The 11529-nt window shown below is 46.3% G+C and carries 7 protein-coding genes; 6 read left to right on the forward strand and 1 reads right to left on the reverse strand.

Annotated elements, in window-relative coordinates:
* The first annotated feature begins 97 nt into the window (after nucleotides 1-97).
* Nucleotides 98-949 (forward strand): orotidine-5'-phosphate decarboxylase, encoded by an 852-nt coding sequence (pyrF, locus tag G8759_RS11905; RefSeq protein WP_167208195.1) that lies wholly within the window; start codon nucleotides 98-100, stop codon nucleotides 947-949.
* Nucleotides 950-1005: 56 nt separating this feature from the next.
* On the opposite strand, the gene G8759_RS11910 is transcribed toward pyrF, so the two are convergent.
* The gene (locus tag G8759_RS11910; protein ID WP_167208197.1) at nucleotides 1006-1440 is read right to left on the reverse strand and encodes a cytochrome B; all 435 of its coding nucleotides are present in this window, start codon (nucleotides 1438-1440) and stop codon (nucleotides 1006-1008) included.
* A gap of 61 nt (nucleotides 1441-1501) precedes the next feature.
* On the opposite strand from G8759_RS11910, the gene G8759_RS11915 reads away from it, so the two are divergent.
* The 5 genes from G8759_RS11915 (at nucleotide 1502) to G8759_RS11935 (ending at nucleotide 11429) form a co-directional block, all read left to right on the forward strand.
* Nucleotides 1502-1804, forward strand: coding sequence for a DUF4286 family protein (locus G8759_RS11915; protein WP_167208199.1), 303 nt, complete (start codon nucleotides 1502-1504; stop codon nucleotides 1802-1804).
* A gap of 274 nt (nucleotides 1805-2078) precedes the next feature.
* Nucleotides 2079-6575, forward strand: a complete 4497-nt coding sequence (locus G8759_RS11920; protein WP_167208201.1) for an endonuclease/exonuclease/phosphatase family protein — start codon at nucleotides 2079-2081, stop codon at nucleotides 6573-6575.
* A 297-nt stretch (nucleotides 6576-6872) separates the two neighbouring features.
* Nucleotides 6873-7220 (forward strand): WYL domain-containing protein, encoded by a 348-nt coding sequence (locus G8759_RS11925; RefSeq protein WP_167208204.1) that lies wholly within the window; start codon nucleotides 6873-6875, stop codon nucleotides 7218-7220.
* Between the two features lie 299 nt (nucleotides 7221-7519).
* Entirely contained in the window at nucleotides 7520-9841 is a 2322-nt protein-coding gene (locus G8759_RS11930) for a glycosyltransferase family 4 protein (RefSeq protein ID WP_197933120.1), read from the forward strand.
* Between the two features lie 94 nt (nucleotides 9842-9935).
* Entirely contained in the window at nucleotides 9936-11429 is a 1494-nt protein-coding gene (locus tag G8759_RS11935) for a glycoside hydrolase family 130 protein (RefSeq protein ID WP_167208206.1), read from the forward strand.
* Nucleotides 11430-11529 lie beyond the last annotated feature (100 nt).

Genomic DNA, 11529 nt, shown 5'->3' on the forward strand with positions numbered 1-11529 from the left:
AAAAAATGCTGCTCTTTGGCTACAAAGCTACAAAACCGTAGCCATAGTTTGTACCTTTGCCGTAAACCTATTTATTGAGTGGGTTTGCCTTATGAGCATGACGTACAAGGAATTAAGTAGCCATATTTTTAACAAAAAATCGTATCTCTGCGTTGGTCTCGATACCGATCCGCACAAATTGCCCCCTCATTTATTAAAAGAACCGGATCCGGTATTTGCTTTCAATCAGGCCATTATCGATGCAACCGCCGATCTTGCAGTAGCTTACAAGCCCAACATTGCATTCTATGAAGCCCAGGGCCCTCGTGGTTGGGAAAGCCTGCAACGAACGCTGGAATATATTCCTGCTGATTGTTTCACCATTGCTGACGCAAAACGAGGAGACATCGGGAATACATCGAGCCTTTATGCCCGTACTTTTTTTGACCCCGATGCCGCCGGTCTGAATTTCGATTCGGTTACAGTGGCGCCTTACATGGGTCGAGATTCTGTACTGCCATTTTTAGATTATGCCGGCAAATGGGTAATTCTACTGGCCTTAACCTCAAATTCAGGTAGTGCAGATTTTCAGCGTCAGCGAATTCTTACAGACTCCGCACGTGAACAGGAATTATTCGAGGTGGTTATTAAAACAGCCCAAAACTGGGCAGGTTCCGATAAGCTGATGTTTGTTGTTGGAGCGACCCAGGCTGATGAATTAAGTCGAATTCGCGAGCTGGCGCCCGATAGTTTTTTGCTTGTGCCCGGAGTAGGAGCACAGGGTGGTTCGCTGGCGGATGTATCGCGCCGGGGTTTAACTGCTGATGGTGGCCTGTTAGTCAATGCATCGCGGAGCATTTTATATGCATCGGGCGGAACGGATTTTGCCGATCGTGCTCGAGCAGAAGCGCAGCTATTGCAAACAGAAATGGCAGGGTATCTGGATGCAGGGGTACTGGCCATTAAGTAGTTCAGTAGGCAGTACTGAATAGGGAACTGCCTACTGAACTGAAGACTGCTTCTAGTTTAGAACAGGCCTGCGCCCAGATTTCGAAATGGCCAGGGAATCATGGCAAGAATAAGCAGTAAACCAAGTCCGTAAAAAATGGCAATTAAACGCTGTTTCGTTGTGGGATCGGAAGCGCGTTTGGAACGCGAATAGCCGATGGTAATCAATACGATAGCGACCAACATGCCTGTGAGATGCTCAACGGTATAGAAACGATACAGTTTATCGCTGATCATACCGAAATTCACTTTAGGGCTGATAAAGTACAAAATCAGACCAATAACTAACTGAAGATGAATACTGATCAGCGTAAATAAATACAGTTTGCGATTGCCATCAGTGTAGCCGTTGCGTCCCTGCCATCTGCTAAGCGCAGTAAATACGGCGGCAATCAATAAAACGAGCGCAATCCAGCGCAAGCCAGAGTGCATGTGAACTAAGCCGGTGTACATACAAAATTGATTTTAACCGTAAAGAAACAACCAAAACGCTAACTTAGGTTGTTTGACAAACATGATTCTTTACAACACAACGTATAGCGTTGCCAACGAAGTTGAGCGAGAGTGGCTTCACTGGATGAAAACCAACCATATTCCGACGATTCTTGCTACGGGATTACCTGTTGGCCATAAGATGCTACGGCTTCTAACCGAACTCGATAATGGAGGAACTACCTTTTCGGTGCAGCTCGATTTTAATGCAATGGAGGATTACTTCACCTATCAGAGTTTACACGCTGATACCATGCAACAGCGGATCCATGACCGTTTTGCCAATCAATTTGTTTCATTCGATACCTTACTGGAAGACGCTTAGATGGCAGTTGAGCCAGTTCTCAGCGAAGCTGAAGCGAAATAACATACCGAAACCAGTATATACGCTGCAATGTGTTGAAGAGTGAGTCTGTATGTTTCTAAAATGCATTATAGAAAACCATAGTCTCTGTTAGTCATATTTTCTTGGCATATTGGTAACACGGTTTTGGCTTTTATAGCAATTGTTTAATAAAAAAAATGTAAGAGACAAATCATAAAATAGTGTTTATGAGGGAAGTTGGTAGATTTGCTACAATTTTTAATCTACTGATAGTATGAGCAATATCTACCGATTCTTTTATAGTCAGTTCTGCCTGGTGGTATATTGTTGGCTTGCATTGGTGTTGCCAGCCGCAGCCCAGATTTCTATTACTGCTTCCGGTGTACCTGTTACGCAGACTTTCGATGCGTTGCCCAAAAGCAGTACGGCAACATTTACTCAGAACACAACTATACCAGGAGTTTATACAGAATTCGCTGGAACTGGCACCACAATTACCGCAAGTGACGGATCGTCAGCAACTAGTGCTTTATATAGCTTTGGTACGGGCATTGCCAACGACCGGGCACTGGGGGCAATAGGGTCCACCACGGCCACAACCGGCAATTTCGTTCATGGGCTTCGCTTAAAAAACAACACAGGCTCTACGATTACTTCACTACAAATTAATTATACCGGTGAACAGTGGCGTACTAGTCAGGCTGCAGCTCAGACAGTCAGCTTTTCCTATCTGGTATCAGCAACCCCTATTACAAGTCTAAGCGTTAACGCTGCTCTTCCAGTCAGTTATACGGCTGTGCCAGCTTTGGACTTTACCAGCCCTATTTCTGGTTCCAGCGTTGCTATTGGGGCACTTAATGGGAATTTAGCCGCTAATCGTACCACCCGAACCGCTACTCTTTCCGGCCTTTCAATTCCGGCTGGTTCCGAAATAATGTTACGCTGGTATGATCCTGATCAAACAGGTAACGATCATGGCTTAGCGATTGATGACATAGCCGTAACGGCTACAACGACCGGGCCGACCCCGAATCAGACATTATCGGTTGCACCAGCCAGTATAACAGGACTGGCAACTTTTGTTGGTGTAACCTCAGCGCCGGGTTCATACACTATTACGGGGCGTAACCTAACGGGGCCTGTTACGCTGTCAGTTACAGCAGGAATAGAGATCAGTAATGACCCGATCGGCAGTATTTATACACCAACTATTTCAATAACGCCGATTGCAGGAAATATCGATCAAGCCATTAAGGTTCGTTTGACAGGAGCTACTGTTGGCCCCGTTAGTGCAACTGTTACGAACACGGCTACGACAGCAGCAGGAACGGCCCGTACTGTAGTCGTGGTAACGGGCACGGTCGGTGATCCTAATGTACCCAGAACGTCCATTGCAACTGTCCGAAGTCAACGCGATGGAACATCGACGTTAGCCCTGCCCGGTGGTAAAATAGGTGGCCGGGTCACAGTAAGCAGCCAGTTCGGGGGCAATCTGTTTTATATGCAGGATGTTACCGGCGGTATTTCTGTCTTTAACAGTACAACTGCTATAGGAGGACTGGCTCAGTTAGGAGACTCCATTCAGGTGATAGGTACTGTCAACACTTATCAGGGGGCACGGGAACTTGATATTACCAGCTATACGGTCGTTGCGGGAGCCCCCAAAATTCCAACGCCCAGAGTAATATCGGTTAGTCAACTGTCTTCGTATGAAGGCCAGCTGGTACAGGTGCAAAATACCACAATCGGTGGAACAGGAGCCACCTTTGCCAGCACGACTTATTCGCTTTCTGCCGTATCAGGTATTGGGACGCTTTTCATTAAAGCACAATCGGAGTTGAATGGCGCTAGTAAACCAGCGGGGCCGATTACGATCGTGGGTATTGCGGATCGTGTTACCAGTGGTACCGCCACGATCACCGAATTGTTTCCCAGAATTTTGGCTGATGTGTCCGGGTCCAGTCTGGCCGATCAGGCTTGTGGCGGAACGGGTGGGTCAGGCTTATCAACTGATCAGACATTTGACATCGCTACCTGGAATATTGATTTTTTCGGCGCTGATGCTGGTTCAATTGCTTGTACAACAGCGCCGACTAGCCGAGCCTACCCTGATCAGGGACCTGTTGACGAGGATAAACAGGCACGAAACGTAAAAACAATCCTACAGCGATTAAACGCCGATATTATTGTTAATGAAGAAGTAAGCGACGAGGCTCGTTATGCTGGCGTTGTCAGATCGCTGCCCGGTAGTTATAGCTATGTGTGCTCCGATAAGTTCTCCTATTATTTCCAGAATGAGTGCGATCAGGCAATTAATAGCGATGGAACAGTTTTTGGGCCGACCAAATTCGCCCAAAAAGTATGCGTGATGTATAATACGGCTACCGTAACGCCAGTTCTTGCCGAAAGCAAACCACTGTTGACAAGCAAATACAGTTACCCGAGCAGCAATAGTTGGGAATCGGGGAGATTACCTTATCTGTTTGTTGCAGATGTTACGGTTAATGGGCAGACCCGTAAAATTCACGTTGTCGGTATACATGCTAAATCGGGAAGTGCAGCCGCCGATTACAGCCGCCGGAAACAGGATATTATTGATCTGAAGGCCGAATTGGATCAGAATTATCCGAAAGCGAATCTGATTATGCTCGGTGATTTTAATGACCGGATTACAACATCCATAACAACTGGCCAGCCATCCTCTTACGCTAATTTTGATCAGGATGCCACTAATTACCGGATTATTACCAAACCGCTTGAAACAACAGGTTGTGTTACCGTCAATTCATCGGTTGTTTTTATTGACCACATAACCATTGGCAATGAGCTGGTACAGGCTTACATTAGCAATTCAGCAGCGGTATTACGACCAACGACGGGTATAGAAGGGCCCTATGCCAGTACAACTTCCGATCACAATCCGGTGTTGGCCCGGTTTAATTTGGGTACTTTACAGGGTCCTTTGACGGTTAGACTTACGGCCGATCCTGCTCTGGTGACAACAGGAACGACAACATTATCTGCAACAACGTCGGGTGGTACCGCGCCATTCAGCTATTCGTTTACCGGGCCAGGAACGATCACGCTAAGTGGCAATACGGCTAGCGTTACCAGCCTGACGGCTTCAGGTGTAAAATCATTTACCGTTAAAGTGTCAGATGCTTCCAGTCAAACTGCTTCGGCAATTACATCGGTAACAGTAACTAATGGTACGGGTACAGTTGGCCTCTGCGATAACCTGTTCATGGGCACAGGAGCAGGTTTTTCTAATACAACGGGGTGTAACAATGTAGCGCTTGGTCCTGAAGCACTGTTTTTAAATCTAATTGGCAAAAACAATGTAGCAGTGGGCGACTCGGCTGGTTACCAGAATCTGGCTTCTGGTAATACGTTTGTTGGCGCCAAAGCTGGTTTGAACAATACGACCGGTGTACGAGCCACCTTTGTCGGCGATTCGGCTGGCTTATCGAGCAATGGGTTGTCGAATACGTTTATTGGTTACAAAAGTGGCCTTAACACGACCGCTGGCAGTTTCAATACCTTTCTGGGCACACAGGCAGGATTGAGCAATACAACCGGTAGTTATAATCTCTTCGTGGGCGACAACGCTGGAGCAGGCAATACGTCGGGCCGCGAAAACTTGTTTTTAGGGCCTAGCGCAGGTTTCACGAATACCGGTGGCCGCTTTAATACTTTCATAGGCCTTTTTAGTGGTTATGGCAATATCAATGGAGAAAATAATGTCTTCCTGGGTTATCATTCAGGGTTTAACAACCTGAGTGGAAATTTTAACCTGTTTATGGGAACTGAAACGGGCTATACCAATACATCGGGCGTATATAACACGTTTGTGGGTAATGGAGCAGGATATTATAATCAGACAGGTAGTAACAACACCCTCGTTGGGCTCAATAGCGGCTTCAAGACAACGGGTTCCGACAATGTGATGATTGGCGGAGCAGCAGGTTTAGAGAATACGCTTGGCAGTCAAAATACTTTTTTGGGTACCGGAGCTGGCGTTAATCCAGCCAATCCTGCCCTGGTCAATGCAACAGCAATCGGGTATGGAGCAGAGGTATCGGCCAATAACAGCGTTGTGCTGGGAAAGGGAGCCAACGTGGGCATCGGTACTTCAGCGCCGACAACCAAGCTCGAAATTGTTAGCGGAAGTGCTGGAACAGCGGGTCTTAAATTAACAAACTTGCCAATAGGAACAACTACCACATTAAGAACTACGAAATTTCTTACTGTTGATGTAGCCGGTAATGTCGTTTTGGGTACTATTGCAAGTGGAGCACGAGAGGGTGAAACCACAACTGCCGCTTTCTGGGAGCGCAATGGTCAGGTGCTTCGTAGTATAGATGGGAACTCCGTTGTTATCGGTACCAGTTTAAATAAAACCCCAAAAGGATATAAGCTTTTTGTAGAAGAAGGAATTCTGACTGAGAAGGTAAAGGTAGCGATCAAAAACACATCAGAGTGGTCTGATTATGTATTCGCAACCGATTACCGGCTAAAGCCATTAGCTGAAGTTGCTGCCTATATCCGTCAGTATCGGCATTTGCCGGGAATACCTTCAGCTGCCGAGGTGGTTGAACAGGGTGTTGATCTCGGTAAGATGAATGCCAAATTATTGGAGAAGATAGAAGAGCTTACGTTATACAGTATTCAACTGGAACAGTCTAATCAAAAACAACAACAGGAGTTACAGGCTGTTAAGGAGAAACAGGCTCGTTTGGAGCAATTACTTCAGGAACTTATAAAAAAATAAATAGCTCGTATATACCTCTCGGGTAATGCCCGCCAAAATTATCTTACGTGTAAGTAGCAGTTTTGGCACGGCGTAATCTGGAATATCCTTACTTGTTGTGTTGTTACTGAGAACGCCACCATTTTTAACGAATGGTGGCGTTTTGTTGATGGTATTTTTATTGTATTAATACCGAACACGAAATATGAAAAAAAATAGTTGATTGAAAGCATTTGGCATGTTATGTGGGGCAATTAGTTCAGATAATCAACGTCTCCTCAACACAAATTCTATGAAAGACCTCAAACTGCCAACATTATGACCCCACAATCACAAAATCACTTTCTGACGATTATTGGTACCGCAATAACTGACCATCGAGTAATCCAAATCAAGCATAATAGCATTTGGCGAACTGTTGAACCCTACATGGCCGGATTGCACAAAGAATCACAAATGCCAAGTCTGTATGGATTTTGCCGTGACGTCATACCAACGCTCTATACAGATAAGGATAACCGGTGGCAGATCTTTCGTTTTAGTGACATTGAAGACATTGAGTTGACGTATTATGAATTTCGGCCTCATCTTGAATACACGGGTAACTATGACCGAATGCAGCCCGTGTACATGAAATTGGCTCCTGGTATACCTGCCGGCCGATGAGAAAGCGTATACTGACACTAGCCATTATCTGCTAAAAGCAGCAAGCCGAAATTCCTTTGCGTTCGCTACCTATATCTGGTAGCGAACGTTTTTTTTGGGATAATACGAATGAGATTATGGTAAAATGTAGGTTTTATTGTATAATAGTCCTATATGCTTATTAATTAGTGTCATATAAGACAAAAAGGTGCTTTTTGGCCAAACAAAAGCCCCCGTAAGTCTATTTATCATAGACAAACAGTGCTCTAAGCAGCCTCTACAGTTCTAAAGTTTGGGCTTAAAGACATTCCTCAACGGCTATGACAACACATATGAATGATTCGGTAGTGTGGGCGCACAATCCTAAAAATGTAGCGTTTATTGGCGATTATCTTCCCCGTCAATGTGGCATTGCTACGTTTACTTCTGATCTATATAAATCATACAACTCATTCATTCCCGATTCGCGGGCAATGGTTGTTTCGGTCAATGATACACCCGACGGATACGATTATCCCAGCGAAGTTCGATACGATTTTTACCAGCATGATCAGGAAGCTTACCGTAAAGCTGCCGAATTCCTGAATGCGAAGGATACTGAAGTCGTTTGCCTACAACATGAGTACGGTATTTTTGGTGGACCGGCCGGTAGCTATATCCTGACATTGCTACGAAACCTTAACATGCCGGTTGTCACAACATTCCATACAATTCTTAAAAATCCGAATGAAGAACAATTACTCGTGCTGAAAAGCATTGCAGACCTTTCGTCAAGAGTGATCTGCATGTCTGAAAAAGGCCGTGATTTTCTGATCAACATCTACGAAGTACCCGAAGAAAAAATCGACCTGATTCCGCATGGCATTCCCGACATGCCATTTGTCGATCCGCATTTTTATAAAGATCGCTTTGGTATGGAGGGGAAACAAACGTTGCTGACATTCGGACTCCTGTCGCCAAACAAAGGCATCGAAAATGTGATACGTGCCTTGCCACGCATCGTGAAGCAGTTTCCGAATGTGGTTTATATGGTACTTGGGGCTACGCATCCGCATCTGATTCGCCATGAAGGAGAAGTCTATCGTGATAGCCTGAAAAAACTGGCCGATGAGTGCGGTGTGCGCGACAATGTACAATTCTACAATCAGTTTGTTGAACTTGACGATCTCCTGGAATACTTGGGTGCGGCAGATATTTATGTAACTCCCTACCTCAATCCAGCCCAGATTACGTCGGGAACGCTATCCTATGCGTTTGGTTGTGGCAAGGCTGTCGTGTCAACACCTTACTGGCACGCTGAGGAGCTACTGGCAGAAGGCCGTGGTGTTCTGGTGCCGTTTGGCGATTCGGAAGCTATTGCCGATCAGATTATTAACCTGCTGACCGACGAACCGACCCGTCATGCCATGCGTAAGAAAGGATACATGATGGGGCGCGATATGATCTGGGAGCGCGTGATTCAGGAATATGCCGGATCATTTGCGAAAGCACGTCGGGAGCGTATGTCCACAATTAATAACCAGACTCCTTACGATATGGGAGGAAATGGCAGTGCCGCTTTCAAACTTCCTGAAATCCGGCTCGATCATTTATACCGCCTGACCGACTCAACGGGTATTGCCCAGCATGCCCGCTATCATTTGCCCTTTTATGAAGAAGGCTATTGTACCGACGATAATGCCCGAGCGCTAATTCTGGCTATTACCCTTCAGGAAGCTGGTCTGAGCGACCGTAAACTGAGTCAGGCTGCTGATAACTACTGTGCATTCCTGAATCATGCCTATACAGAAGATCACCGGCGCTTTCGAAACTTTATGAGTTATGACCGCCGTTGGCTCGAAGAATTCGGTTCTGACGACAGCACCGGACGAACCATCTGGGCACTCGGTGTCTGCATTGGTCGCGCAACAGATCGAAATGCCGTTACCTGGGCAATGAGCCTACTGGAAAAGGTGCTTCCTACTATTGCCGATATGACATCACCTCGTGCCTGGGCATTTGCGTTATTAGGCATTTACGAATATCAGAAACGGTTCAATGACGACCGTTTGGCAAAAACGATTCAACGCCAGTTGCTGGATAAGCTGATGTTCCGGTATTCGGAAACGGCAACGGAAGAGTGGCCCTGGTTCGAGAACGTTTTATCGTACGATAACGCTGTGCTGGCTCATGTTCTGATCCGTTCGGGTGATGAACGATTAGCTGAAATCGGGTTGCGGTCGTTGCGCTGGTTAGTGAATCTGCAAACATCGGAACGTGGTCATTTCCAGCCTATTGGTTCTAACGGATTTTATACAAGAGGCCAGAGTCGTGCCTATTTCGATCAGCAGCCGTTAGAAGCTCAAAGTACCGTATCCGCCTGTCTGTCCGCTTTCGATATAACGGGCGATGATCAGTGGCATCGTTCTGCCATCCGTGTATTCAAATGGTTTACGGGCCTTAATGACCTGAGCCTTCCTATTTATGACCAGCAAACGGGCGGTTGCCGCGACGGGCTGCATATCGATCGGGTAAATCAGAATCAGGGAGCCGAATCGACCCTATCGTATCTACTGGCGTTAGCCGAATTATACAACACCCAGAAGCGACGTTTGGAAACGAAATCAGTTAAGGTTGCCATTACATCGCTGGTAAACGGATAATGATTGAGTAATTGAATCGTTGACTTATTGAGTTTACGCAAAATCGCCTAAATTCAATCGTTCAACGATTCTACTATTCAGCAATTTAACGTACATGAGTATAAAAGCCACCCGTACAGGCATTGTGCTTAGGCCTGACCCCACCCGCGTTTTGTTTCGCCCTTTTGAGCTGGGTAGCACTACGCGCACTCTTAAAATTATCGCCCGGGTTGGTGGTATGACCGACGAGGAAGCCGAACAGAAACTTGACGAGGTAATCCGCGAATTTGGGGGGCGCCACTATAAGCTCGAACGTTTTTTGTTACAGCGTTTTGAGCAGATTAAGCCACAATTGCTGACCGATGAGCCATTAACGCTCGAACGGAAGCTTTTACTGGGGGCTTACTTCACAATGGAGTACTCGCTGGAATCGGCCGCGCTGTTTAACCCTTCCATGATTTGGCACCCCGATCAGAGCAATGTGCCGCCAGGTTATAAGCGCTTTATTTTAAGCCTTCGGGCAACGGGGGAGGGGCATATTTCCTCCATCTCGTTTCGGATGGGGTATATTGATGAAGAGGGTAAAATTGTATTGAGGAAGCCCTCCCGTTATGTTACATCGCCCGAAATTGTATCGAACCACCGCTTCAATCGTGCACAGTTTGAGCGTAAGTTGTATGAACTACGGCTGGAAAACAGTATTCAGGAAAAAATGATGGCTGGGCTTGGGGATGAATTTAGTCTCCCCGAACTTGACGCCCAGATCAAACGGGTTTCTGCTCAGTATCGTTATAATGCTGAATATGAGACGATTGCCGGTGGTCTGCTGGCGCTTGCCAAATCGAATTACGAGATTCACTTTGAGGAGGATCAGAGCCTGGATGAGCGCTGTATTTTCCCGACCTCGCCCAATGAAACAAATGGTATTGAAGATGCCCGTTTCGTACAATTCACCGACGACAATGGCGAAGTGACCTACTATGCCACCTATACGGCCTACAACGGCAAAGTTACCTTCCCGCAACTGCTCGAAACGAAAGACTTTACTCACTTTAGCATCAGCACACTGAACGGCGCTGAAGTGTCCAACAAAGGCATGGCGCTGTTTCCGCGTAAGATCGGTGGGCGGTACGTGATGATATCCCGGCAGGATGGTGAAAATATCTATCTGATGTATTCAGATGATCTGTATTTCTGGCAAACCAAAGAACTGATTCTGAAGCCGACCTACCACTGGGAGTATGTACAGCTTGGTAATTGCGGTTCACCCATTGAGACCGAAGCTGGCTGGTTGGTACTAAGTCATGGCGTGGGTCCGATGAGGAAATATGCGATCGGCGCTTTCTTACTGGATCTGAATGACCCAGCTAAAGTAATTGGCCGTACGAGTGAGCCAATTCTAAGTCCTGATGAAAATGAGCGCGAGGGATACGTGCCTAATGTGGTGTACAGCTGCGGTGGACTTCTTAATGGTCGTGAACTGATCATTCCTTACGCTATGTCTGACTATGCCAGTAGTTTCGCAACGGTAAATGTTGATGAATTATTGACGGAATTGGTCGGGCAGAACAAACCAGAAGTGGTGAACTCTCAGGAAGTAGTTTCGTAAATACCGGCAAAGTAATCAGTTATTGTTTTGCCGAGCATGTAAGTAAAAGTAGATAAGGGCTTTGGTACTGAGTGTTTCTCCTGCGAGGTGAAACCAGTGC

Source organism: Spirosoma aureum (assembly GCF_011604685.1).
Taxonomy (GTDB): domain Bacteria; phylum Bacteroidota; class Bacteroidia; order Cytophagales; family Spirosomataceae; genus Spirosoma; species Spirosoma aureum.